At 68.4% G+C, this 24323-nt stretch carries 27 protein-coding genes; 9 read left to right on the plus strand and 18 right to left on the minus strand.

All coding sequences use genetic code 11. From position 1 onward, the window contains the following. Positions 1-158: 158 nt before the first annotated feature. Both PGN16_RS10840 and PGN16_RS10845 read left to right on the plus strand, forming a co-directional pair. The gene (locus PGN16_RS10840) at positions 159-623 is read left to right on the plus strand and encodes a glycine zipper 2TM domain-containing protein (protein WP_335309411.1); all 465 of its coding nucleotides are present in this window, start codon (positions 159-161) and stop codon (positions 621-623) included. 142 nt (positions 624-765) lie between these two features. Beyond that, a complete protein-coding gene (locus PGN16_RS10845; RefSeq protein WP_335309412.1) occupies positions 766-2247 on the plus strand; it encodes a lipopolysaccharide biosynthesis protein in 1482 nt (493 codons plus the stop codon). 9 nt (positions 2248-2256) lie between these two features. On the opposite strand, the gene PGN16_RS10850 is transcribed toward PGN16_RS10845, so the two are convergent. From PGN16_RS10850 to PGN16_RS10875, 6 genes are all read right to left on the minus strand, one after another. Continuing rightward, the gene (locus PGN16_RS10850) at positions 2257-3144 is read right to left on the minus strand and encodes an ATP-grasp fold amidoligase family protein (RefSeq protein ID WP_335309413.1); all 888 of its coding nucleotides are present in this window, start codon (positions 3142-3144) and stop codon (positions 2257-2259) included. Positions 3145-3280: 136 nt separating this feature from the next. Continuing rightward, positions 3281-3682 (minus strand): TadE/TadG family type IV pilus assembly protein, encoded by a 402-nt coding sequence (locus tag PGN16_RS10855; RefSeq protein ID WP_335309414.1) that lies wholly within the window; start codon positions 3680-3682, stop codon positions 3281-3283. Next, on the minus strand, positions 3679-4200 hold the full coding sequence (locus PGN16_RS10860) for a TadE/TadG family type IV pilus assembly protein (RefSeq protein WP_335309415.1): 522 nt from the start codon (positions 4198-4200) through the stop codon (positions 3679-3681). The genes PGN16_RS10855 and PGN16_RS10860 overlap by 4 nt, the downstream gene beginning before the upstream one ends. Continuing rightward, the gene (locus PGN16_RS10865) at positions 4197-6158 is read right to left on the minus strand and encodes a hypothetical protein (protein ID WP_335309416.1); all 1962 of its coding nucleotides are present in this window, start codon (positions 6156-6158) and stop codon (positions 4197-4199) included. Before PGN16_RS10865 ends, PGN16_RS10860 begins: the two co-directional genes overlap by 4 nt. Before the next feature lie 155 nt (positions 6159-6313). Next, complete coding sequence (locus tag PGN16_RS10870) at positions 6314-7024, minus strand: anti-sigma factor (RefSeq protein ID WP_335309417.1); 711 nt, start codon at positions 7022-7024, stop codon at positions 6314-6316. Continuing rightward, entirely contained in the window at positions 7014-7595 is a 582-nt protein-coding gene (locus PGN16_RS10875; RefSeq protein WP_335309418.1) for a sigma-70 family RNA polymerase sigma factor, read from the minus strand. The genes PGN16_RS10870 and PGN16_RS10875 overlap by 11 nt, the downstream gene beginning before the upstream one ends. A 144-nt stretch (positions 7596-7739) precedes the next feature. Here PGN16_RS10875 and PGN16_RS10880 point away from each other — a divergent pair, with 144 nt between their 5' ends. Together PGN16_RS10880 and PGN16_RS10885 are read left to right on the plus strand one after the other, a co-directional pair. Beyond that, positions 7740-8738 carry a ferritin-like domain-containing protein gene (locus tag PGN16_RS10880; protein ID WP_443019623.1) on the plus strand — a complete coding sequence of 333 codons (999 nt, stop codon included), beginning with the start codon at positions 7740-7742 and terminating at the stop codon, positions 8736-8738. Positions 8739-8791: 53 nt separating this feature from the next. Beyond that, complete coding sequence (locus tag PGN16_RS10885; RefSeq protein ID WP_335309419.1) at positions 8792-9838, plus strand: ferritin-like domain-containing protein; 1047 nt, start codon at positions 8792-8794, stop codon at positions 9836-9838. Between the two features lie 105 nt (positions 9839-9943). Here the strand turns inward: PGN16_RS10885 and queA are convergent, their stop codons facing one another. The 7 genes from queA to panC all read right to left on the minus strand — a co-directional run bounded on the left by queA (position 9944) and on the right by panC (position 14901). Beyond that, positions 9944-10969, minus strand: coding sequence for a tRNA preQ1(34) S-adenosylmethionine ribosyltransferase-isomerase QueA (gene queA / locus PGN16_RS10890; protein ID WP_335309420.1), 1026 nt, complete (start codon positions 10967-10969; stop codon positions 9944-9946). A 4-nt stretch (positions 10970-10973) separates the two neighbouring features. Then, positions 10974-11648, minus strand: a complete 675-nt coding sequence (locus tag PGN16_RS10895; protein ID WP_335309421.1) for a peptidylprolyl isomerase — start codon at positions 11646-11648, stop codon at positions 10974-10976. A 299-nt stretch (positions 11649-11947) separates the two neighbouring features. Next, the gene (coaD, locus tag PGN16_RS10900) at positions 11948-12448 is read right to left on the minus strand and encodes a pantetheine-phosphate adenylyltransferase (RefSeq protein ID WP_335309422.1); all 501 of its coding nucleotides are present in this window, start codon (positions 12446-12448) and stop codon (positions 11948-11950) included. A gap of 15 nt (positions 12449-12463) precedes the next feature. Further along, complete coding sequence (locus PGN16_RS10905; protein WP_335309423.1) at positions 12464-13372, minus strand: polyprenyl synthetase family protein; 909 nt, start codon at positions 13370-13372, stop codon at positions 12464-12466. Beyond that, the gene (locus tag PGN16_RS10910; protein WP_028967147.1) at positions 13369-13608 is read right to left on the minus strand and encodes an exodeoxyribonuclease VII small subunit; all 240 of its coding nucleotides are present in this window, start codon (positions 13606-13608) and stop codon (positions 13369-13371) included. The genes PGN16_RS10905 and PGN16_RS10910 overlap by 4 nt, the downstream gene beginning before the upstream one ends. Positions 13609-13658: 50 nt before the next feature. Beyond that, on the minus strand, positions 13659-13949 hold the full coding sequence (locus tag PGN16_RS10915) for a hypothetical protein (RefSeq protein ID WP_335309424.1): 291 nt from the start codon (positions 13947-13949) through the stop codon (positions 13659-13661). Positions 13950-14058: 109 nt separating this feature from the next. Further along, positions 14059-14901 (minus strand): pantoate--beta-alanine ligase, encoded by an 843-nt coding sequence (gene panC, locus PGN16_RS10920; RefSeq protein ID WP_335309425.1) that lies wholly within the window; start codon positions 14899-14901, stop codon positions 14059-14061. Positions 14902-15017: 116 nt separating this feature from the next. Between panC and PGN16_RS10925 the strand changes: the two genes are divergently transcribed. The 3 genes from PGN16_RS10925 to pgmG are packed head-to-tail and all read left to right on the plus strand — an operon-like array spanning position 15018 to position 17421. Further along, positions 15018-15785: a division plane positioning ATPase MipZ gene (locus PGN16_RS10925; RefSeq protein WP_335309426.1), complete on the plus strand. Its 768-nt coding sequence runs from the start codon at positions 15018-15020 to the stop codon at positions 15783-15785. A 2-nt stretch (positions 15786-15787) separates the two neighbouring features. Beyond that, entirely contained in the window at positions 15788-16054 is a 267-nt protein-coding gene (locus PGN16_RS10930; protein WP_335309427.1) for a J domain-containing protein, read from the plus strand. Continuing rightward, positions 16051-17421, plus strand: coding sequence for a phosphoglucomutase/phosphomannomutase PgmG (gene pgmG / locus PGN16_RS10935; protein WP_335309428.1), 1371 nt, complete (start codon positions 16051-16053; stop codon positions 17419-17421). Before PGN16_RS10930 ends, pgmG begins: the two co-directional genes overlap by 4 nt. Positions 17422-17586: 165 nt before the next feature. Here pgmG and PGN16_RS10940 read toward each other — a convergent pair whose 3' ends face one another. Beyond that, complete coding sequence (locus PGN16_RS10940; RefSeq protein ID WP_335309429.1) at positions 17587-18327, minus strand: Crp/Fnr family transcriptional regulator; 741 nt, start codon at positions 18325-18327, stop codon at positions 17587-17589. A gap of 128 nt (positions 18328-18455) precedes the next feature. Between PGN16_RS10940 and murA the strand changes: the two genes are divergently transcribed. Both murA and PGN16_RS10950 read left to right on the plus strand, forming a co-directional pair. Beyond that, on the plus strand, positions 18456-19739 hold the full coding sequence (murA, locus tag PGN16_RS10945; RefSeq protein WP_335309430.1) for a UDP-N-acetylglucosamine 1-carboxyvinyltransferase: 1284 nt from the start codon (positions 18456-18458) through the stop codon (positions 19737-19739). A gap of 145 nt (positions 19740-19884) precedes the next feature. Then, positions 19885-20097 (plus strand): hypothetical protein, encoded by a 213-nt coding sequence (locus PGN16_RS10950; RefSeq protein ID WP_335309431.1) that lies wholly within the window; start codon positions 19885-19887, stop codon positions 20095-20097. Positions 20098-20259: 162 nt separating this feature from the next. Here the strand turns inward: PGN16_RS10950 and PGN16_RS10955 are convergent, their stop codons facing one another. From PGN16_RS10955 to PGN16_RS10970, 4 genes are all read right to left on the minus strand, one after another. Further along, positions 20260-20814 (minus strand): hypothetical protein, encoded by a 555-nt coding sequence (locus PGN16_RS10955; RefSeq protein WP_335309432.1) that lies wholly within the window; start codon positions 20812-20814, stop codon positions 20260-20262. A gap of 85 nt (positions 20815-20899) precedes the next feature. Beyond that, the gene (locus tag PGN16_RS10960; RefSeq protein WP_335309433.1) at positions 20900-22123 is read right to left on the minus strand and encodes a threonine synthase; all 1224 of its coding nucleotides are present in this window, start codon (positions 22121-22123) and stop codon (positions 20900-20902) included. Positions 22124-22207: 84 nt separating this feature from the next. After that, positions 22208-23494: a homoserine dehydrogenase gene (locus PGN16_RS10965; RefSeq protein ID WP_335309434.1), complete on the minus strand. Its 1287-nt coding sequence runs from the start codon at positions 23492-23494 to the stop codon at positions 22208-22210. Positions 23495-23835: 341 nt separating this feature from the next. Then, positions 23836-24318: a GNAT family N-acetyltransferase gene (locus PGN16_RS10970; protein WP_335309435.1), complete on the minus strand. Its 483-nt coding sequence runs from the start codon at positions 24316-24318 to the stop codon at positions 23836-23838. Positions 24319-24323: the final 5 nt, after the last annotated feature.

Consider the following 24323-nt stretch of genomic DNA (forward strand, 5'->3'; position numbering starts at 1 on the left):
AAGTCCGGGATGACGGAAAGAGGAAGGTGGCGTTTTGAACATCGACCTTAACGCAGGATAACGGACGCATTCAGTCTTCGCTCAATCGCGCGAGTCTATCCCCATCACTGTCGCAGCCGCTCCGGCCGGCGACGGTGGTGCGTGAGGGGAGCTGGATCATGTTCAGGAAGATGTCGGTGGGTCTCGGGTCTGCGGCGCTGGCGATCGTGGCGCTGACGCCGGTCGCGGCGCAGGCGCAGCGGTGGGTCGAGCGCGACTATTACGAGCGCGACTATCGCGGCTATGACGACGACGGCTATCGCGATCACGATCGCGCCTATCGCAGCGCGTATCGCGACGGCTGGAACCGTGGCCCGCGCTATGCCGAATACGACCGCGGCGGCTATGACCGCGACGATCGCTATCGTGGCTATGACCGCGACGACCGCCGCTATCGCTACCGCGCGCGCTGCCAGAGCGGCACGACCGGCACGGTGCTGGGCGCGATCGCCGGCGGGCTGCTCGGCCGCACGATCGATCGCGGTGGCGATCGGACGCTGGGCACCGTGATCGGCGCGGGCGCGGGTGCGCTGGCCGGCAATGCGGTCGAACGGTCGGACAATCCGCGTTACTGCCAGCGCTGACGATCGTGTCTTCCTGTCGAAGGTCGATCGTCCGCGGTCCCTTCGTATCCCTGAGCCCTCTTCCCGACGGAAGGGGGCTCTTTCGTATTGCGCCGCAACATGTTTCGCGACAAGCGCATGGCGGCGGCGCCACGAATCCGGCATGGCGCGCGACGTTTCGTCGAAGAGGAAGATCGTGGCGCGTCCAGCGGTTCTCAACACGCTCAGTCTGGCGATCTCCAGCGGGCTGAACTTCATCTCCCTGCTGCTGTGGGTGCGGCTGCTGCCGCCGGTCGAATTCGGGCAGTTCACGCTCATCACCACGACCGCGCTGCTCATCAACGCGATCCTGTTCGAATGGGCGCGGATCGTCAGCGCGCGGACGCTCTATTCGCCGACCGCCGCGACTCGCATCGATCCGGCGCGCGCCGATGCGCTGTTCACGATCGTCTTCGGCCTGATCCTGTTGCTCGGCATCCTGACCGCTATTCTGTCGATCTCGGGGCACACGATCTTCGGGCTGGGGCCGCGCTGGATGTGGGTACTGTTCGTGTTCCTCGTCAGCGAGGTGGCGCTGACGCAGCTCAACGTCATCAGCCGCGCGCGCCACGCCGCGTGGCACACCTTCTGGGTGATCGTGACACGCTCGACGCTGTCGCTGGTCATCGGGCTGGCGCTGGTGCTGGGGTATGGCCTCGGCCTGTCGGGGGTGTTGCTCGGGCTGGTGATCGGACAGGCGGTCGCGGTGATCGGCGGGATCGCCACCGATGCGGTATGGCGGCGGCTGCGCATCGCGGGGGCGCGCGCCGAGGATCGCGAGGTGATGGGCGGGATGCTGAAGCTCGGCGCGCCGCTGATGCTCAGTTCGGGGCTGTCCTACGGCGTCGGGGTGCTCGACCGCTATCAGGTCGAGCATATCCTCGGCACCTCCAGCGTCGCTTATTACGCGGCGCCGGCCGACCTGCTGCAGAAGACGCTGGGCTTCGCGATGCTGGCGGTCAACATCACCATGTATCCCGCGATGGTGCGCGCCTACGAGGACGAAGGGCCGGACAAGGCGCGCGTGCTGCTGGAGGGCAATGCCGTCATGTATGTGGCGATGTGCCTGCCGGTGCTGGTCGCCGCCACGGTGCTGGCCGGGCCGGTCAGCCACCTGCTGCTCGGCGCGCGGCTGGCGCCGCAGAGCGCGCCGCTGCTGCCGCTCGTCACCGCATCGGCGCTGTTGCGGTTGCTGATCATCTATCACCTGCAGGTCGCGTTCCAACTGACCCGGCACATGCGGTTGCTGATGGTCGCGCCGGCGCTGGCGATCGCGACCTTCGTGCTGCTCGGGCCGCTGTCGCTGCACCGCTTCGGGCTGATGGGGATCGCGGGCGTGTCGCTGCTGGCGCAGGCGACCGGCTATGCGGTCAGCGCGATAATGGCGCGGCGCACGTTCGGCATCCGGCTGCTGGGGCGCGACAATGCCAAGGTGCTGGTGGCGGGGGCGGCGATGGCGGCGGCGATGCTGCCGTTCGCGCACGTCACCGGCGTGCCGATGACATTGGTCGCGCTCGCCGCCGGGGGGCTGGTCTATGCCGCCGCGATCCTGCTGCTGCGGCTGGATCAGGTGCGCACGATCAAGGCGAAGTTCGTGCGCCGCTGACCGCCGCGATCAGACCGCGATCGACAGGTCGTCCGGTCGCGACGACGACAGCCGCTGCTCGCTCTCCGCCCACCAGTCGCCCATCATGCGATCGGCCGAGCGCGGCGAGAAGCGCTCCAGCCCCGCCCCCGGCGCGAAGGTGATCTCGCCGAACATCGGCCCGGCCTCCAGATCGTAGAAGTCGATCCGCGCGAATGCGAAGCCCGACGACAGTTCCTCGACCAGTTCGATCATGCGCGCCAGATGCCGAGGCGCGGGCACCTCGCCCTCGATCGGGTCATGCGCGAGGCTGAACGCCATTCGCTTCCAGTCGCGATCGTAGAAGCTGCGGCGGTGATCGGTGAAGCGCCCGGCGTCGACCTGCACGGCGCGGACCCGCCCGTTGAAGCAGAAGAACTTATAGTCGTTCAGGTTTTCGCCGATCATCGGCTCGATCAGCAGCAGCCGGTCGATCTCGTTATACCACCATTCGTGCAGGAAGGGGTACCAGTCGTTCTCCAGCCACGTCTTGCTGGTCACGCGCAGTTGCTGCCACGCCGCCTCGTCATAGGTGCGGACGAACGCGTTCCAGCCCGAGGAGTGGTTGGCCTTCACCACGAACGGCGTGCTGCACGGCACCTGCGCGGGCAGCACCTTGCCGGACCACAGGGTCGGGATCACCACGTCGCGACCGACGCGTTCCGCCACCCAGTCCTTCACCCGCACCTTGTCGGCGAGCAGCGGGAGCAGGGGATTGTGCGGTGCGAGCTTGAGCGCCTGCACCCGCTCGTTGAAGGTCTTCGGCTGGTCGAGGTCCGGCCACTCGCCGAGCGCCTTGAGATACTGCGCCTGCAAGGATTGCTTGGCGGGCAGCGCCGTAAAGACCGCCCGCATCACCGACTGCAGCAGGTTCGCCAACATACCTCTCCCACCGAGCCAACGCATCCCGGCTCCCCGCCGGGCACCGGCCCCACGGACGGCAGCGCCATAGACTCTTGTCCACCAAGGCGGAACGTCGGTTTTTTACAATTCCTCCTGCCCGCCGTGCCGCGGATCACACCTTCGGCAAGGCCGGCAGGCACGAGCGGCCTCGCACGATCGTCGGCAATGGCAACAGCTTGGCGACCGGCGAGCCGAAGTTGACCGTCAGCGTCACCAGCAGCGACCCGGCCGCGCCGTTGCAGGTGGCGGCGGGATCGACGACGACATTGGCGGGATCGACCTTGATGCCGTTCGCCTTCGCGCGCTGCACCGCATAGGCGACCTGCTTCGCGGCGCTGTCGCACGCCGCCGTTGCGATTGTGCGGCACCGTGCGGTGCTGTACGCGGCCTGGTCCAGCGCCTGATCCATCCAGACCAGCCGCGCGCCCTCGATCAGCCCGAACAGCGCCATCAGCAGCAGCGGCAGAACGATGCCGAATTCGATGACGGTCGCGCCGCGTTCGTCGCGGATCATTGGAGCCGCACCGTCGTGCTCTGTGAGACGACGCCGTTGCCGAGCAAACCGCGCGGCAGCAACGCCGGGCGGAAGGGATAGGACGCCGACATCTTCATGTAATAGCCCGACTGGCTGTTCGCCGACGCGCCACTGCCGCACGGCGCGCCACAGCTTCCCGCCGGCACCAGCGTCGCCGCCGCGGTGAGACAGGAGCAGGTCCGCGAGGTGTTGACGCAATTGTTCACCCCGCCGTTGCAGCCGACCGTCACCGTCAGCACGCCGGCGCCGGTGACCCCGGAGGCGGTGCGCAGATAACCGGGCAGCGCGGTGAAATTCACCGCGTCGCGCGACTTGAAGGCCGCGATCGACGCACCGCTCATCGCCTGCGCCAGCCGCGCGCGCTCGATCGAGAACGATCCGATGTCGAGCGCGGCGAGCATCGTGATGAAGAACAGCACCATCCACAGCGCGAATTCGGCCGCCGCCACGCCGCGCCGCTCGCCCGCGAGCCGGCGGAGAAGATGGGGTTTCCTCATGCGATCAGATCCACGGTTCCGCTGCCGCCGGCACCGGTGCCGATGCCCGAACAGGTCGATCCCGCGGTGGCGCCACCGGTCAGCGTCACGCGATAGGCGATGAGCATGAAGCAGCGGACGGCTGAATTCGAACTATTGCCCCCGCTGCTGGTGAGCGCCGAATTGGGCAGGTGCATCGTGCCGCTGAACACGCTGGTCGCCCCGTTACTCCATTTGGTGTCGGCCGAGGTCAGGCTGTCGATCAGGATGTCGGCGATCGCGCCGCCAGTGGTCGTGGTGCCGGGCGCCATCAGCAGCGTCTTCGCGCCGCCGGCGAGATTAATCGTGCCCGACAGGATGAAGCTGACATTGACCCCTGCCATGTCGTAGCCGGAAACATCGACGCTCTCCAACGTGTTGCCCCAGGTCTGGTTGTTGATCGGCGAGGTGTAGGGCCAGGTGGTACCGCCCGTACCGTTCGCCAGATTGCCATTCACGGTATAGCGACCGGCCCCGAACAGCACCGACCCGGCGATGGCGAGATCGCCGTTGATGAGGTGATTGGCGGTCTTGCCGAAGACGAGCCGACTGCCGCCCTCGGTAAACACCGACCCGTTGGCGCTGAACAGCCCATCGCCCATGAAGAAGCGACCGCTGCCGCTGAGGCTGATCGCCCGTGCACCCGGATTGGCGATCGTGACGTTGCCCGCCCCGGCGATGATGGTCGAATCGCCGCCGACCGAAATGCCGCCCGCCACGTCAAGCGCGCCGTCCCCCAGCGTCAGCCAGCTACCGCCGCCGACCGAGATGCCGCCGAAGGCGTGCGCGCCGGCACCGATCGCCAGCTTCGCGCCGTCGCCGACCACGAGCGGCGCGTTGATCGTCACCGGCCCCGCACCGATGCGATTGGTGCCGGTGAAGCGAACGGTGCCTTGCCCGATCGACAGCTCACCGTCGCCGAACGTGACATCCGTGGCGGAAAAACCGCCGTTGATCCGGTAAGTACCGTTGCCGAAGGTGACGATCGCACCGCCGTCGATCGTCACGCCGCGCGCCACCGTCACCTTCGAATCCGCAGCGAAGGTGACGGTGACGCTGCCCGAGGCCGTGAGCGTGTCGATCGTGTAATTGCCGGTCGGCACGGTGAAGTTGGTGCTGTTGCCCTTGCGGAAGCCGGCGACCGCCGCCGATGGCGAGCTGCTGAACGACCAGACCGCGCCGCCGCCCGGCGTCGTCGGGTTAGCCAGCGCCAGCGGCGTGCGCGAGGTGCCGATCAGCGAGCGCGCGCTGCTGAGATCGAGATTGTCGGCGAGCGGATCGGAAATGGTGGAACTCTGCTTCACCCGCTTGTCCGCGCTGGGGACATTGGTGTTCCAGTCCGGATTCGTGAAATTACCGGCGTAGCGGAGCAGATCGGCGGCGAGCGTGCCGTAATTGTTGACGATGTCGCCCGCGCCCGAGATGATGTTCTTCGCGGTGATCCCGGTGCCGTTGTTGGCGACCGTTCCCGCCCCCGCGACCGCGCAATTGGCCGCATTGATCGTCGCCCCGCCCTGCGTTTCGATCGCCGTGCCCGAGCTGGCGAGCCCGACGATGCAGCCGGCGGTGGACTGCGTCGCCAGACTGGCGGTCGCGGTCGTCCTGACCGGATAGCTTGCCCCCATCCCGAGCACGCGACCGAGCGTGACGGTCATCGGGACGGTGATCGTCACCCGCACCGCCTTCGCCCCCGCGGTGGGAACGTCGGCGACCAGCTGCGCGACGACGGTGCCGGCGGTGATGCCGTTGACCCTGGCCAGATCGTCTGCGGTCGGCTGAAGGATTGCCTCGCTCTTCGCCGCATTATAGGCGACCCCGGCGGCCAGCGCCGCCATGTCCGCCACGCGCTGGTTCGCGACCATCATCTCATAGCCGCGGTTGAGGTCGACCGCGAAGCTCGCCATCCCGATCAGGCTGACCGCGGACAGCGCGGCAAGCACGCTGACGCCGCCGCCGCGATCGGCGAGGACGTTCCTGAGCCACCTGGGCGCGCGAAAGCTTCGTTCCCACACGCACCCGCTGCTAACGGGTTTTCGTAAACAAATTCAGACCGCTGGCGCTACCGACCCCGGATGGCGCCGGGACGCGCGCACGCTTACAGGCGCTCGACGACGCCCGCGGCGACGACGGGGCCGGTCGGCTGGCCGGTCGGCGAACCGCCGCGCGGCTCGATCGAGATCGCCAGCGTGCTGCCCGCCGCGGGCACGTTCGCGGTCGCAATGCGGATCACGCGCGCGCCGCCCCGCGGAAGCAGGCCCAGCGACACCGGCTTGCCGCCGACCGGAATCCGCCACAGCTCGCCATCGTTTCCGGCCGGCGTGTCGACACCACGGCTCAGCCGCAGCGATCCGCTGGCCGGCTCGACCACCGCGACCGGCGGCGATGCCTTCGACGGATCGGTCCACGCCAATTGCGCGATCATCAGCCCGGCGGGGGCGACGGGCCGGGCGACCGGGGGTGTCCGCACCGGCGGCGTGGCCGCCGGCGGGATCAGCAGCCACGCCGCGAGCGACGCCGCGATCGCGCCGCCGGCCGCGCCCAGCGACAGCGATCGCCAGTGCAACCGCGACGCACGGGGCGTGATCGTCGGCAGGGCCAGCATCGCCTCGATCCGCGCGGCGAGATCGGGCGGCGGCGCGACGTCGCGATATTCGGCGAGCAGCGGGGCGAAGCGCGCCTCCCACCATTCGACCTCGGCGGCGAAGTCCGGTTCGCGCGCGCGCCAATCCTCCGCGCGCGCGGCTTCTTCGGCGGACAACAGGCCGACGACCAGCTCGGCGGCCAGGATGCGATCGTCAGGCGTCATCGTGCAGACACTCCCGCAAACGGATCAGCGCACGGCGGATGATACTCTTCATGGTCGGAAGCGGGACGCCCGTGCGATCCGCGACATCGGCATAGGTCAGCCCATCGAGAAAGGCGGAGCGGATTGCCCCGCGCGATCGATCCTCCAATTGTTCCATGCAGTCATCCAGCCGCTGCCCCTCCTCGGCCGCGACCAGCGACTGATCGGCGAGCGGCGCGTCGTCGGCTGCCTCCACGCCCCCGCCGTCGGGGATCGGCGTGACGGCGCGGCCGCGCGGCGAGCGGCGCCAGTCGAGCGAGCGATTGCGCGCGATCGTCGCCAGCCAGGTCACGGGATGGCTGCGTTCCGGCCGATAGGCGGCGGCGCGGCGCCAGACGATCAGATACACTTCCTGCAACACGTCCTCCGCGGCCTGTCGCTCGCCACAGATACGCAGGCAGATGCCGAATAGCTTCGCGGCGGTCATGTCGTACACGCGCCGGAACGCCTGCCGGTCGCCGGTCGCGCTCATCGCCAGTGCGGTGGCGAGCGCCGCCCTTCGTGTATCCGCCTGCGTCTCGATAGCCGTCACCGCATCACTCCGCTGGCAGAACCGGTCAGTTCAACAGCTTTTTCACTAAACCCTGCATCCCGATCCAGGTTCATCTCGTACCTGCCTTACCCACGGCAAGGACGATGCCCCCCTGTCATCCGCGTGGGTTGTGGGAGGTGCGACATGACGATGCAAGACGCCCGAACCGAGCAGGACCTTTTGATCGAAACCTTTGACGGCCGCGCGCGCCGCCGCGAAAATCGCCGCGCGTTCTTTACCGCTGCTTTGGGGGTCGCCGCCGTCGGCGGGGCCTTCGCCTATGCCGATCCGGCGCTGGCGCAGACCAGCGTGACCGACAGCGACGTGCTAAACTTCGCGCTGAACCTCGAATATCTGGAGGCGCAATTCTACCTTTATGCGGTCGGTGGAACCGGGCTGACCAGCGATCTGACCGCCAGCGGCGGCGGCGCGGCGGGCGGCACGGTGACCGGCGGCGCGGCGGTCGATTTCACCACCGATCCGCTGGTGGGTGCCTATGCCCGCGAAATCGCCGCCGACGAGCTGGCGCACGTCAAGTTCCTGCGCACCGCGCTGGGCAGCGCGGCGGTCGCGATGCCGAACATCAACATCAGCGGCGACGCGAGCGGGCCGTTCACCGCCGCCGCGCGGGCGGCCGGCGTGGTCGATTCGTCCACCGCCTTCAATCCGTACAGCTCGCCGACCAACTTCCTGCTGGGTGCGTTCATCTTCGAGGACGTCGGCGTCACCGCCTACAAGGGCGCGGCGCCGTTGCTGAGCAACAAGACCTTCCTGGAGGCCGCCGCGGGCATCCTGGCCGTGGAGGCGTATCACGCCGCGATCGTGCGCACGACGCTCTATTCGAAGGGCGTGCAGGGCCTGATCGACGCCACCGAGAAGATCGCCGCCGCGCGCGATTCGCTGGACGGGGCGCCGACCGAGGACAAGGTGCGCGGCATCGGCCCCAACGACGATCAGGGGATCGCCCCCTCCGGCAGCGGTGCGACGCTGACCGCGAACCTGTCGCCGCTCAACAGCAACGGCCTCGCGTTCAGCCGCACGCCCGGACAGGTGCTCAACATCGTCTACCTCAACGCCGGAACCGCGACGATGGGCGGTTTCTTCCCCAACGGCGTCAACGGAAACATCAAATCGACGACCTGAGCGCCGTGGCGCTTCCGATGATGTTCCCCTGACGCTTTCAAGGAATCTTCCCCATGATCGATCCCATCAAAGCCATCGAGATCCTGGCCGCCGCCGATGCGCGCCGCGCCGCCCGCCGCGGTTTCCTGAAGGCCGCCGGTGGCGGCGCGATGCTGCTGGGCGGCGCTTCGCTGCTGTCGGGCTGCTACGGCGACTATGGCGATTCCGTCGACCCGACGCCGACACCATCGCCGACCCCGACGCCGTCGGCGATCACCGACAGCGACGTCCTGAACCTGGCGCTCAACCTCGAGTATCTCGAGGCGCAATTCTACCTCTATGCCGTCAACGGCACCGGCCTGTCCGCCGCGCAGACCGCCAGCGGCAGCGGCACCGCGGGCGGCACCGTCACCGGCGGCGCCAAGGTCGACTTTTCGGGCGATCCGGCGGTCGGCGCCTATGCGCGCGAGATCGCCGCGGACGAGGCGGCGCATGTCGCCTTCCTGCGCGCAGCACTCGGCTCGGCGGCGGTGGCGATGCCCAATATCAACATCGACGGCGGCGCGAATGGCGCCTTCACCGCCGCGGCGCGCGCCGCCGGGGTGATCGGGTCGAGCGACACGTTCAACCCCTATGCCTCGCCCGAGAACTTCCTGCTGGGCGCGTTCATCTTCGAGGACGTCGGCGTCACCGCCTACAAGGGCGCGGCACCGTTGCTCAGCAACAAGACCTATCTGGAGGCGGCGGCCGGCATTCTTGCGGCGGAGGCCTATCACGCCGGGATCGTGCGCACCGTACTGTATGCCAAGGGTATCTCGACCGCGGCACTGCTGACCGCCACGACCAAGATCTCCGACGCGCGCGATCTGCTCGACGGCAAGCCGACCGACGATGCGGTGCGCGGGATCGGCGCCGACGACGATCAGGGGCTGGTCGACAGCAGCAATGCCGCCAATCTGGTGCCGGCCAACGGCAACGGCCTCGCCTACAGCCGCAGCAGCGAGCAGGTGCACAACATCGTCTACCTGAACGCCACCGGTGCGAACCGGACGAGCGGCGGCTTCTTCCCGAACGGGACGAACAACCCCAACGCCGCGCTGCGCGTCGGGCTGTCGTCGTAATATCTCCATCCGTCATCCCGGACCTGATCCGGGATCCCGCTTCTTCTGCTCGGCGTGCAAGGAAGAAGCGGGGCCCCGGATCAAGTCCGGGGCGACGGAGGAGGGTTACGGCAGCAACAGGCTCGCGTCGCCGTAGGAATAGAAGCGATAGTCGTGCTCGATCGCATAGGCATAGGCCGCCTGCATCCGGTCGAGCCCCATCAGCGCCGATACCAGCATGAACAATGTCGAGCGCGGCAGGTGGAAGTTGGTCATCAGCCCGTCGATGCCGCGGAAGCGATAGCCGGGGGTGATGAAGATCGACGTGTCGCCCTCGAACGGCTGGATGCCGCCGTCCGCGTCGGTCGCGCTCTCGATCAACCGTAGCGAGGTGGTGCCGACCGCGATCACCCGCCCGCCGCGCGCGCGCACCGCATTGAGCCGCGCGGCGGTGGCGGCGTCGATCCGGCCCCATTCGGCGTGCATCTTGTGGTCGGCGGTGTCCTCGGCCTTGACCGGCAGGAACGTGCCGGCGCCGACATGGAGCGTCAGCGTCGCGTGCTCGACCCCGGCGGACTCCAGCGCGGCGAGCAGCGCGGGGGTGAAGTGCAGCGCGGCGGTCGGTGCGGCCACCGCGCCCGGCTCGGCCGCGAACATCGTCTGGTAATCCTGCGCGTCGCGCGCGTCGGTGTCGCGCTTGCCCGCGATATAGGGCGGCAGCGGCATCCGCCCGGCGCGCTCCAGCAGCAGCTCGACCGGCTCCTCACCCGCGAAGACCAGCGCCCAACTGCCATCCTCGGCACGGTCGTGCGCGGTGGCGACCACCTCCTGCCCGAAGTCGATCGCATCGCCGTCGCGCAGCCGCCGCGCGTTGCGGACGAACGCGCGCCAGCGGCGCGGCCCCTCGCGCTTGTGGAGCGTCGCGCCGATCCGCGCCGATCCGCGCGTGCCCTCCAGCTGCGCGGGGATGACGCGGGTGTCGTTGAACACCAGCAGGTCGCCCGCGCGGAGCTGCGCCGGCAGGTCGGCGACGATCCGGTCGGCGAGCCCGTCGGGCGTGACCACCAGCATCCGCGCCGCGTCGCGCGGGGCGGCGGGGCGCAGCGCGATCCGCTCCGGCGGGAGCGTGAAGTCGAACAGATCGACGTTCATTGTGTCAGCGGCGGGCGGCGCGCTTCTTGGGCGCGGGCTGCGTGCCCGGTAGCGTGGGGAGCGTCGCCGGCAGCGTCGGCGGCGGCGCGACCGCCAGCGGCTGATATGCCAAGGGATTGTCCGACGCGATATAGGCGTGGACGATCCGCGACGGATTCTGCGGCGGCTCGCCCTTTTCGATCAGGTCGACGTAGTTCATGCCGGTCGTCACGCGGCCGAACACGGTGTACTTCTTGTCGAGCTGGAAGCGCGGTTGCAGCACGATGTAGAACTGGCTGTTGGCGCTGTCTTCCTTCTCGGCGCGCGCCGCCGCCACCGCGCCGCGGACGTGCGGCAGGTAATTGAACTCGGCGGGCAGGTCGGGAAGCGTGCTGCCGCCGGTGCCGTCGCCCCTGGGATCGCCGCCCTGCGCCATGAAGCCGTCGATCACGCGATGGAAGGTCAGCCCGTCGTAGAAATGCTGGCGGGTCAGCGTCTTGATCCGCTCGACCATCTTGGGCGCGACATCGGGGCGCAGCGCCACCTCGACCCGGCCGCCCGTCGAGAGATCGAGCACCCAGACGTTGCTCTTGTCGGTCAGCGGCGGGGCGGGCAGCCGGTCCTGCGTGGTCACCTGGGCGGAAGCGGCGACGGACGCGGTCGCGGCGAGCGCGGCGGCAAGAAGGGCGAACGGGCGCATCGGGTCTTTCGGATCGGATCAGTGGGTTCTGTTTCGCCCTAGACCAGAAACGCGCTTGCGCCAAACTGAACGCGTGGCGGCGTGAGACAGGAATCCGCGCCTGTCGTCCCCGCGGCGGCGAGACCTTTGCGGAGCCAATTTCCGTGCGTCATCCCGGACTTGATCCGGGATCCCGCTTCTACCTGGTTCGCGAGAAGAAGCGGGGCCCCGGATCAAGTCCGGGGCGATGAGCGAGCGGAACGTCCGGATCGAAAGTGACGCCGGTTCATGATGGAACCCAGAGGATCGATCCCGACGACTCAGCTTCCCCGCCGACCATCCCGCTCGACGCGCGCCACCACCTCGTCGCGCACCGCCGGGCTGACGAACTTGCCGATATGGCCGCCGAAGATCGCGATTTCCTTCACCAGCCGCGACGCGATCGGTTGCAGGCAGACGTCGGCCATCAGGAAGACCGTCTCGATCCGGTCGTTCAGCTGCTGGTTCATCCCCGCCATCTGATATTCGTATTCGAAATCGGCGACGGCGCGCAGGCCGCGGACGATCATCGTCGCCCCTTCCCGCTCGGCGAAGTCCATGAGCAGCGAATCGAACGACACGACGCGGATGTCACCGCCGATCGCGGCGACTTCGCGCTCGACCATCGCCATCCGCTCACCCAGCGAAAACATCGGCGACTTGCCCGGATTGGTGGTGACGCCCACCACCAGCCGGTCGACCAGCTTCGCGCCGCGCCGGATGATGTCCATATGCCCCAGCGTGATCGGATCGAAGGTGCCGGGATAGACGCCGATACGCATGGGGAAGCCTTCCGGTCAGCCGCGACGATCGATGACGAAGCGCGCGATCGCGCGGAGCAATTCGGCCTCCTCGCCATAGCTGCGCAGATGGTCGATCGCCTGATCGACCAGCATCCGCGATTGCTGGCGCGCGCGGTCGACGCCGAGCAGCGAGACGAACGTCTCCTTGCCCTGCTCGCCGTCCTTGCGCAGCTTCTTGCCGGCCAGTTCCTCGTCGCCCTCGACGTCGAGCAGGTCGTCGACGATCTGGAACGCGAGCCCGAGGTCGTGCGCATAGCCGCGCAGGTGGCGGCGGCCCTCCGGCGGGATACGCCCGAGGATCGCCCCGCCCTCCACCGCCGCGCCGATCAGCGCGCCGGTCTTCATCTGCTGGAGCCGGGTGACGGTGTTCAGGTCGAAGCGCGTGCCGTCGGCCTTGAGGTCCATCGCCTGCCCGCCCGCCATCCCCGACGGGCCGGAGGCGCGCGCGAGGTCGGCGATCAACTCGGCACGGACAAAGGGGTCGGCATGTGTCGCGGGATCGGCGAGCACCTCGAACGCCAGGGCATGGAGGCAGTCTCCGGCGAGGATCGCGGTCGCCTCATCGAACGCCTTGTGGACGGTCGCCTTGCCGTGGCGCAGATCGTCGTCGTCCATCGCGGGCAGATCGTCGTGGATCAGCGAATAGACGTGGATCGCCTCCAGCGCGACCGCGACGCGCGCCGCGGCATCGCGCGCGACGTCGAACAGCCGCGCGGTCGCGAACACCAGCAACGGACGCAGCCGCTTGCCGCCACCGATCGTGGCGTGGCGCATCGCGCGATACAGGTCCGCGCGCGGATCGTCGGGGATCGGCAGCAGCGCGTCGAAGCGCCGGTCCATCTCCGCCGACACTTCCTTGAGCGCCGCCTTGAGCTGCGGCGAGGCGTTGGCGGCGACGCTCATCCGGCGGCGAACGGCTCGACCGCGGCGGGGCGCCCGTCGGCGCCGGTACGGATCGCCTCGATCCGCGCCTGGGCGGCATCCAGCCGGTCGGCGCACCGCTGCCGCAGCACGCTGCCGCGCTCGTACAGGCGGATCGCCTCCTCCAGCGGGGTATCACCCGATTCAAGCCGCGCGACGATCTCCTCGAGTTCGCGCAGACCGGCTTCGAAGGACAGCGTCTCGGTCGAATTCTCCATGACCGGGCTATGCGCCGCGCAACCGCGACGGGTCAAGGAGATGCCGCAGGTTAGGCGGCGCGGCGCTGCATCCCGCCGAGCACGTCGCGCGCGGCGCGCTGCGCATTGGCGATCTCACGCGCGGTCATGTCCTCGGCGATGTCCGAGCGCGCGGCGGCGGCGGCGTCATTGCCCCAGGCGGCCGACAGGTTGAACCACTTGTGCGCCTCGATCAGGTCGAGGATCGCACCCATGGTGCCGGTCGAATAGGCGACACCCAGATCATAGGCGGCGTCGCTGTCGCCGCGGGTCGCTTCGTTGGTGCGGCGCGCTAACAGCGCGAGGTCGAATTCAGTTACCATCGGATCACCCCTCCATCCTTCAATGTGAGAGGGGTTGTGCACCGATTCGGCTCACCAAATGGTTAAGGCCGCGATCATCTAAGCCAGTGACGCCAAATGGCTGGTCCGATCACGCCGGATCGACCGCAAGGTTGTCGATCAGCCGCGTGTTGCCCAGCCGCGCGGCGGCCAGCAACTGGCGCCGCCGCCCCGGTGCGGGATCGCTTTCGAGCGTCTCGGCATCGACCAGCGCGACATAATCGACGGTGAAGCCGGCCGCGACCAGCGTCGCGGTCGCATCCGCCAACGCCTTCTCGACATCGCCCCCGCCCAGCACCGCACGCGCCGCGACGCCCAGCGCCCGGGGCAGCGCCACCGCTTTCTGACGCTCCTCGGGCAACAGATAGACGTTGCGCGACGACAGCGCGAGGCCGTCGTCCTCGCGCTGGGTGGGGACGCCGGTGACCTCGATGTCGAAATCGAGGTCGGCGACCATCCGCCGGATCACGGCGAGCTGCTGGAAATCCTTCTCGCCGAAATAGGCGCGGGTCGGGCGGACCTGGTTGAACAGCTTGGCGACGACGGTCGCGACCCCGTCGAAATGGCCGGGCCGCGCCGCCCCGTCCCAACCGTCGCTGACGCCCGATACCGATACGTTCGTCGCGAAGCCCGCCGGGTACATCTGCTCGACCGGCGGCAACCACAAGACATCGCAGCCCGCGTCGGTGAGCATGGCGATGTCGCTGACCTCCTTGCGGGGGTAGCGCGACAGGTCCTCGTTGGCGCCGAACTGCTTGGGATTGACGAAGATCGACGCGACGACCAGCGCCCCGGGGCGCCGCGCCGCCTCGACCAGGGCGATGTGCCCGGCATGGAGCGCCCCCATCGTCGGCACCAGCGCCACCTCACGCCCGCCGGCGCGCGCTGCCTCCAGCGCGGCGCGCAGGCCGGCGAGATCACGATATACTTCCACCCGTTACCCCTCGAAACTCGCGGTCGGGGGTTCTATGGTCGGGGCAGGACGCAATCAATCGAGGATGCGACGAATTGTCCGAAACGGGGACGGAAGCGCAACACGGTCGCACGCATGTGATTGTGTTCGCCAACGAAAAGGGTGGCACGGGCAAGTCGACGACGGCGGTCCACGTCGCGATCGCGCTGGCCGCGAAGGGCGCGCGCGTGGCGTGCATCGACCTCGATCATCGCCAGCGGACGCTGGGGCGCTATCTCGACAATCGCGAGGCGACGGTGAAGCGCGCGGGCATCGATCTGGCGGTGCCGGTCCATGCCACGGGTGACGGGCGCGCCGACGGCAGCTTCGGCGGGTTGTACCGGGACTTCACCGACGGCTACGACTTTCTCGTCATCGACACGCCGGGACGCGACGATCCGGCGGCGCGCATCGCCGCCGCGCTGGCCGACACGCTGGTGACGCCGATGAACGACAGTTTCGTCGACTTCGACCTGATCGGGCAGGTCGATCCCGAAACCTACAAGGTGGTGCGCCCCAGTTTCTATTCGGAGCTGATCTGGGACGCGCGCAAGGCCCGCGCGCGTGAGGACGGCACGACGATCGACTGGGTCGTGCTGCGCAACCGCCTGCAATATCTGGAGGCGCGCAACATGCGCCGCGTGTCCGAAGCGCTCGACCAGCTCGCGCGGCGCGTCGGCTTCCGCATCATCCCCGGCCTGGGCGAGCGCGTGATCTATCGCGAATTGTTCCCCAAGGGGCTGACGCTGCTCGACGCCAAGGAGTTCGGCGGGATGGGGCTGAGCCATGTCGCCGCGCGGCAGGAGCTGCGCGAGATGATGGCGGCGCTGGCGCTGCCCGAAGTCGGCGCGACGCAGGCCGCCTGACGATGCTGATGAAATGGGTCGTCGCCGCGCTGATCGTGTGGGGCGTGTGGATGCTGCTCCGCAAACCGGCGAAGAAGCGCGTCTCGCCACTCGGCGAGGCGCGGCGCGTGCTGGGCGTCGATGCGCGCGCCGACGCGGGCGAGATCCGCGCCGCGCATCGCCGGCTGATGAGCGAGCTGCACCCCGATCGCGGCGGTTCCGAACAGCGCGCGCGGCGCGTCAATGCCGCGCGCGACACATTGCTCGCCGCGCTGAAGGACCCGCGATGACGCACCGGCTCTCGCCCGAGATCCTGCGCGCCTATGACATTCGCGGGCGCGTCGGCGACACGCTGACCGAGGCCGATGCCTGGGCGGTCGGGCGCGGCTTCGCGACGCGCATCCGACGCGCGGGCGGGACGCGCGTCGCGGTCGGCTATGACGGGCGGACGCATTCGCCGATGCTGGAGGCGGCGCTGGTCGCCGGGCTGATCGCCTCGGGCGTGGACGTCGTCCGCATCGGGGTCGGGCCGTCGCCGATGCTCTATTATGCCGCCGCAACGCTAGAAGTGGATGGCGGCGTACAGGTAACGGGCAGCCATAATCCCCGCGAGGACAATGGCTTCAAGCTGGTGATGCAGGGCAACAGCTTTTGCGGGCCGGACGTGCGCGATCTCGCGCGGCTCGCCGAGACCGGCGACTGGGAGGTCGGCGCCGGCACCGTCACCCAGGCCGAGGTGCTCGACGCCTATGTCGGGCGGCTGCTCGCCGGCTATGCGGGTGGCACCTACCGGATCGGCTGGGACGCCGGCAACGGCGCCGCCGGTCCCGCCATCCGGGCGCTGACCGCGCAGCTTCCGGGCGAACATCATCTGTTGTTCTGCGACATCGACGGTACCTTCCCCAACCACCACCCCGACCCGACGGTGGAGGCCAATCTCGCACAGCTTCAGGCGCTGGTGGCGGAGAAGAAGCTCGATTTCGGATTGGCTTTCGACGGCGACGGCGATCGGATCGGCGCGGTCGACGCGCAGGGGCGCGTGTTGTGGGGCGACGAGATCCTGTCGATCCTGGTCGGGCCGATCCTCGCCGAACTGCCGGGCAGCACGATCGTCGCCGACGTGAAATCGAGCGACGCCTTGTTCGAACGGATCACCGCGTTGGGCGGCACGCCGGTGATGTGGCGGACCGGGCACAGCGAGATCAAGACGAAGATGAAGGCGCTCGGCGCGCCGCTGGCCGGCGAGCTGTCCGGGCATATCTTCTTCGCGCACCATTATTACGGGTTCGACGATGCGCTCTATGCCGCGGTGCGGCTGATCCATGCGGTGCATCTGTCGGGGCGCTCGCTGACCGAGCTGCGCGAGGACACCTCCGCGCGGGTCGCGACCCCCGAATGGCGCGTCCCGGTCGCCGAGGCGCGCAAGGTCGCGGTGGTCGAGGAGGTGGCCGCGCGACTGTCCGAACAGGGCGCGCGCGTGACCGTCACCGATGGCGTGCGCGTGTCGACCGACGACGGCTGGTGGCTGCTGCGCGCCTCGAACACGCAGGCCGCGCTGACGCTGCGCGCCGAGGGCCGCGACGCCGAGGCGCTGGCGCGGCTGGTGGCGGCGATCGATGCGCAACTGGCGGCAAACGGGCTGTCGCGCGCCGGATGACGTTTATTTCCATCCTCTCGTCATCCCGGACTTGATCCGGGATCCCGCTTCTTACTTCCGTGGCCAAGAAGCGGGGCCCCGGATCAAGTCCGGGGCGACGAAATAACGAGCCGCCTGGCCCCAGAACTACCGCGTCCATCCCGTACACGCCCGGGAAGCTACCCCCTAAGCCTGCTGCACCTCGGGCAGCCACGACAGATCGCCTTCCTCGCTGCGATCGTTGCGCCCCGCCGCGCGGCGCAGCCCCGCCTCGTCGAGGATCGTGACCCGCCCGGCGGTGCGCGTGATCAGCGCCTGATCCTCGAGCTGGCGCAGCATCCGGTTGACATGAACCGCGGTCAGACCGATCGCGTCGCCGATCTCCTCCTGCGTCAACCCGGGGGTGAAGCTGTCGCCGATCGCCGGATCGCCGCGCCGCATCCGCCCGCGGATCTCCAGCAACATCCCCGCCACCCGCGCGCGTGCGGGCAGCTTGGCGACCGCCGCGAGCCGATCCGCCAGCGACGCGCTCTCGACCTGTTCGAGCGCGGTCAGCGCCAGCGCCAGTCGCGGGTGACGCAGCGTCGCGTCGGCCAAGGCATTGCGATCGATCGGCGAAACGATGCTGTCGGCGGCCGCCACCAGCGTCTGCTGCGCCTTGCCGAACACCATCACCTGCGTCCCGAACAAGTCGCCGGGGAAGATCAGCCGCAATATCTGTCGACTGCCGTCGCCGAGCAACACATAGCCCATCATCATGCCGCTTTTCAGCGCGAAGAGATCGGTGCCGCGTTCGTTCTGGCGCACAAGCGTCGCGCCCCGGCGAAGCGCGCGTTCCCGCTCGACAAGCCCCGCCAGCACGCCGCGTTCGACTGTGGTAAGAGATAGAAAATCGCCGACCCGATCGGCGAAACTAAGCGCTGGCACGCAATGTTGATCCTCAAGTTCCTCGGATCGTTACGCGGGCGTGGCCCATAGCTGCATTAAAACCGATCAACCGGGCGGATGCGTTCGCTCGCTTGGCGTCGGCACCCGGCTTCGATAGAGCATGGCTGATGGACCGTATCATCATTCGCGGCGGCCGCCGCCTGTCTGGCAAGCTCCCCATTTCCGGCGCCAAGAATGCCGCCTTGACGCTGATGCCATGCGCCTTGCTCACCGACGAGCCGCTGACGCTGCGCAATCTCCCGCGCCTCGCCGATGTCGACGGCTTCGGGCACCTGCTCAACCAATTGGGTGCCTCGACCCGGATCGAGGGCAGCAAGCCCGACGAATTCGGCCGCGTGATGACGATCCGCGCCGGGCAGCTGACCTCGACCGAGGCCCCCTATGACATCGTGCGCAAGATGCGCGCGTCGATCCTGGTATTGGGTCCGATCCTCGCCCGCGCCGGACAGGCGCGCGTCTCGCTGCCGGGCGGCTGCGCGATCGGCAACCGCCCGATCGACCTGCATCTGAAGGCGCTGGAGGCGATCGGCGCGACGCTGGAGATGAGCGCGGGCTATGTCACCGCCACCGCGCCGGGCGGACGACTGGCGGGCGGCAGCTACAGCTTCCCGGTCGTCTCGGTCGGCGCGACCGAGAATGTCGTCATGGCGGCGGTGACCGCGAAGGGCGGCAGCCGGATCGAGAATGCCGCGCGCGAGCCCGAGATTGTCGACCTGTGCCGCTGTCTGATCGCGATGGGCGCGCGGATCGAGGGCGTCGGCACCGGCACGCTCGAGATCGAGGGCGTCGACGAGCTGCACGGCGCGACCTATGCCGTGATGCCCGACCGGATCGAGGCGGGCAGCTATGCCTGCGCGGTCGCCGTCACCGGCGGCGCGGTTGAACTGACCAACGTCAACGCCGCCGACATGGGCGCGACGCTCGACGCGCTGCGCGAAGCCGGCGTCGGGATCGAGGAGCGGCGCGGGTCGATCATGGTCACGTCCGAGGCGGAGCTGAAGCCGCTGTCGTTGTCGACCGCGCCCTATCCGGGCTTCGCCACCGACATGCAGGCGCAGTTCATGGCGATGCTGTGCAAGGCGCCGGGCACCAGCACGCTGACCGAGACGATCTTCGAGAACCGTTACATGCACGTTCCCGAACTGGCGCGGATGGGCGCGGACATCAGCGTGCGCGGGCGCACTGCGGAAGTCACCGGCGTCGACCGGCTGGTCGGCGCGCCGGTGATGGCCACCGATCTGCGCGCGTCGATGAGCCTGATCATCGCCGGGCTGGTCGCGGACGGCGAGACGACCGTCTCGCGCGTCTACCACCTCGATCGCGGCTACGAGCGGCTGGAGGAAAAGCTGCAGGCGGTCGGCGCGGACATCGAGCGCGACGGCGGCGGCTGACCGGGCGCCCTGCCGCGGCGCGTTAACGGTTCGTCAACCAATTTCGATTAAAGCCGTGGTGGGGCGTTGACGAACCGGCGCGCAGTCGTTCCTCTCTCGGCCCTGCGGCGACACGAGTCGCCCGCACGCCCGAGGGTGGGAAACGATGGACGCGATGATGGGCGGTGCGCCGTCCGAGCAACTGGCAACGATCCTGTGGAGCGCCCGCAGCGCCGGTGCGACGCTGATCATCTCCCGCGGGCAGGATCCGGCGGCGATCCGGCTGCTGCTCGACGAAGGACTGGTCCGCGAGCGGCTCGGGCATCTGGTGCTGACGCTGAAGGGCTTGCAACGCCGACGGGCGTGCGCGCCGTATTGAAGGCGACGGTCGGCCCCACACGCCCCGTCATTCCCGCGAAGGCGGGAATCCAGAACCTCTGACGTTTATGGCTCGCGCGAAGACCTGCGCGTCTGGATTCCCGCCAGCGTGGGGATGACGGGATGTGGTGGGTAGCGGAAGGTCCGCTATAAAACGCGCTGATCAGCCGGTCCATCCGCGAAGCCGCCGACGAATGAAAAACAAATGTCGGCCTGTCGCTACAATCAGGCCAAGCAAGACACCCAGCACAAATTTTCCTAGCCATTTGTCGGATCGAGCATTCTCGGCCAAGCCGCGTAGTTGATCCATGCGCTGGGCCGGCGATAGCAGAACCTTTCCTGAACCATCGCGTGCGGCGAGTATCACGTTCGTGCCGGCGAAATCGAAAACGTCGACACTTCGAACCTCAGGTAAAACGGAAGGCAGTACGCACGATCCTGCGTTGTAATAGGCACCGCAAGTCACATTAACGCGCTCACCTGATGGCAAAACTAAGCGTAAGTACCGGTCTCGTTTTCCCGATGTGTGCAAGTGGCCTTTTATTGTTCGCGCCTGTGCGTGAAGAGCAGCCTCGCCGACTCCGGCCCACTCGCTAATAGTGAAGCAGCTGACGACTAAACCTGTAAAAAGCGGAATCACTGTCCAATTTAAGGCGACGCTTCTTTCCCACAAGGCGATCCCGCAGTTGATCCACTCTGAGCAGGAACCTGCCTTCACGATCATAGGTCCTCAACGCCCGGCCCTGACATACCACATCCTATCAGCGGAAGTGATGTCCGCAATTGGGCGGCTTCAGCGGTCCCTACAAAGCATCGAAATCAATCACTCCATGCCGGTCCAGCCGCTGCTCCGCCGCCGGCATCGGATACTTCAACCCCGTCGCGCAATTGAACAGCACAACCTCGTCATCCTCATCCACCAGCCCGTCGCGCAGCGCCTGCCGATACGCCGCCAGCGTCGCGCCGCCCTCCGGGCACATCAACAGACCGTCCTTGCGCGCGCAATCGTCGACCGCCTTCAGGATCGCGGGATCGCCGACCGCCAGCGCGCGCCCGCCGCTCTCGCGCACGGCGCGCAGGATCAGGAAATCGCCGACCGCACGCGGCACGCGGATGCCCGCGGCGACGGTGTGCGCGTCCTCCCAGCGTTCGGCATGTTCCTCGCCCGCCTCGAAGGCGCGCACGATCGGCGCACATCCCGCGGCCTGTACCGCAAACATCCGCGGCCGTTCCGCGCCGATCCAGCCGAGTTTCTCCAGCTCTTCGAACGCCTTCCACATGCCGATCAATCCGGTGCCGCCGCCGGTCGGGTAGAAGATCGCCTTGGGCAGCCGCCAGCCGAATTGCGCCGCCAGTTCCAGCCCCATCGTCTTCTTGCCCTCGATCCGGTACGGCTCCTTCAGGGTCGAAAAGTCGAACCACCGCCCCTCTGCGGCACCTTTGCCAACAATCGCACCGCAATCGTCGATCAAGCCGTTGACGCGCCACACCTTTGCGCCCTGCGCGGCGATCTCCCGGACGTTCACCTCGGGCGTATCCTCCGGGCAGAAGACGATCGTCTCGATCCCGACGCGCGTGGCATAGGCGGCGAGCGCCGCCCCGGCATTGCCGTTGGTCGGCATCGCAATCCGCGTGACGCCCAGTTCCTTCGCCATCGCCACCGCCATCACCAACCCGCGTGCCTTGAAGCTGCCGGTCGGCAACCGGCCCTCGTCCTTGACCCAGACGTTCGGGCCGGCGCTGGCGGGGGCCGGGATCAGCGGCGTTTCGATCTCGCCGAGGCTGACGATGTTGCGGGTGTGGCGCACCGGCAGCAACTCGCGCCACCGCCATAGATCGGTCGGTCGCGTGGCGAGCGCATCACGCGGCAGCGCGGCGCGAATCGCATCGAGATCGTAGCGCACGAGCAGCGGTCGCCCGGCGCGCGAGAGATTGTGGAGCTGGTCGGCCTCATACCGCTCCCCGGTCAGCGAACATTCGAGATGCGTGACGAACGTCGCGCGGTCGGCGGTGAGGTTTTCGTTCATGCCCGTGGGTTTAACCGGCGGCGGGAGGGGCGTCATCCCCACGACCCTCGTCATTCCCGCGGAGGCGGGAATGACGGAATGACCTCACCCCAGAATGTGCATCCACAACGGCTCGCCGGTCAGGCTCTGCGAGCCGCGCAGCCGCTCCAGCGCGGCGGCGACGCAACGTTCCGGGCCGTCGTGGGTGACGATCGCGACCAGCACGCTGCCGTCGGCGGGCGCGCCGCGCTGGATCAGGCTTTCGATCGAGACGCCCGCGTCGCGCATCGCCGCCGCGATCTCGGCGAGCACGCCGACGCGGTCCGCGACCGTGAAGCGCAGATAGGCGCGCCCACGCCGCTCGCCGCTGTCCGCCGCCGCGGCGGTCGCGAGCGCGTCGGCGGGCATGGCGAACGGCGGGCCGGCCTCGCCGCGCGCGATGTCGATCAGATCGGCGACCACCGCGCTGGCGGTCGGCCCCTCGCCCGCGCCCGCGCCCTGGAACAGCAAGCGGCCGACGAAATTGCCCTCCGCCACCACTGCGTTGGTCGCGCCGGTGACATGCGCGAGCGGGTGATCGTTGGGGACGAGATGCGCGTGGACGCGCTGGAACAGCCGGTCGCCGTCCGCCTCCGCGACCCCGACCAGTCGCACGCGATAGCCCAGCGCCGCCGCCTCGGCGATGTCGGCGGCGAGCAGGTGCCGGATGCCACTGATCGCCACATCGCCGAATGCAGGGGCGGTGCCGAAGGCGAGGCTGGCGAGGATCGACAGTTTGTGCGCCGCGTCGACCCCGTCGATGTCGAACGACGGATCGGCCTCGGCAAAGCCGAGCGCCTGCGCCTCGGCGAGCACCTCCGCGAAGTCGCGCCCCTCGGCCTCCATCTTCGAGACGATAAAATTGCACGTCCCGTTGAGGATGCCGTAGACGCGCGCGATCGCATTCGCCGCCGCGCCTTCGCGCAGCCCCTTGATCACCGGGATGCCGCCGGCGACCGCCGCCTCGAACTTCAGCGGCACGCCCGCGCCTTCCGCGACCCGCGCCAGCTCGAGGCCGTGATGCGCGAGCATCGCCTTGTTGGCGGTGACGAACCCCTTGCCCGCCGCCAGCGTGCGGCGCGCGAGCGCCAGCGCCGGGCCGTCCGACCCGCCGATCAGCTCGACGACGACGTCGGCTTCCGCCTCGGCCAGCGAGGCCGTGTCGTCGACCCAGGCGAAGCGCGACAGATCGACGCCGCGGTCCTTCGACCGGTCGCGCGCGGAAACCGCGACCACCTCGATCGGGCGACCGGCGCGGCGGGTAATCAGCTCGCGGTTCTCGTCGAGGACGCGGATCACGCCGCCCCCGACCGTCCCCAGTCCCGCCAATGCCACCCGCAACGCCTGCGCCATATTCGCCTCCGTATCCTTAGCCCGCGCTGCTAGGCGGTGCGGCTGATGCTGTCGAGCGCGTTGAAAACCGGCAGATTGCAATTCCTGCAATCATGGTGGGAATTATTGCACTTGCGTCCTGGCGTGCTGCGGCGCAAAAAAGGTGTGCCTTTCAGGCATCCTCTCCTAAAAACTTTTACAGCCGGGCCTTGCCCGGCTTTTTTTTGGCCCTGACGTCCGCTAGGCAGCGACTCGCCGCACCGGAGAGCGCGGACGAACAGGAAAAAACAGGACAGGATGCGCCGGTCGAACCGGCAGCGGAGCGGGGAACGGTCGGCGGGCCGTTCCCCGGGCGGGGCACCTCACAGCGAGCGGAACATCACCAGCGCATCGACCGGGCCGAGCGTCGGATGCCGGAACGCGCCGGGCAACCGCCCGACGATCGCGAAGCCGAGCGCCTGCCAAAGCGCGACCGCGCGCGCGTTGCTGGATACCACGAAATTGAATTGCATCGCGGTGAAGCCCGCCGCGCGGGCACGATCGAACGAATCCGTCGCCATCGCGCGCGCCACACCCCGCCCCCGCACGGCGGGATCGACCATATAGCCCGCATTGGCGACGTGATCGCCGCCACCGGACTGGTTCGCACGCAGATAATAGCTGCCGAACAGCCGCCCTTCCTCTTCGATGACGAAGGTTTCGCGGTCCGGGCCACACCAGTGTGCCACTGCGGCCGCCGCACTCATGTCGCGCGGCAAGGCATAGGTCTCGCCGGCGGCAATTTCGGGAAGAAGCAGCGCGGCGATCGCCGCCGCATCATCGCGGGAGGCAGGACGGATCATCATCGCCG

The organism is Sphingomonas phyllosphaerae (genome assembly GCF_036946485.1).
Classification (GTDB): domain Bacteria; phylum Pseudomonadota; class Alphaproteobacteria; order Sphingomonadales; family Sphingomonadaceae; genus Sphingomonas; species Sphingomonas phyllosphaerae_E.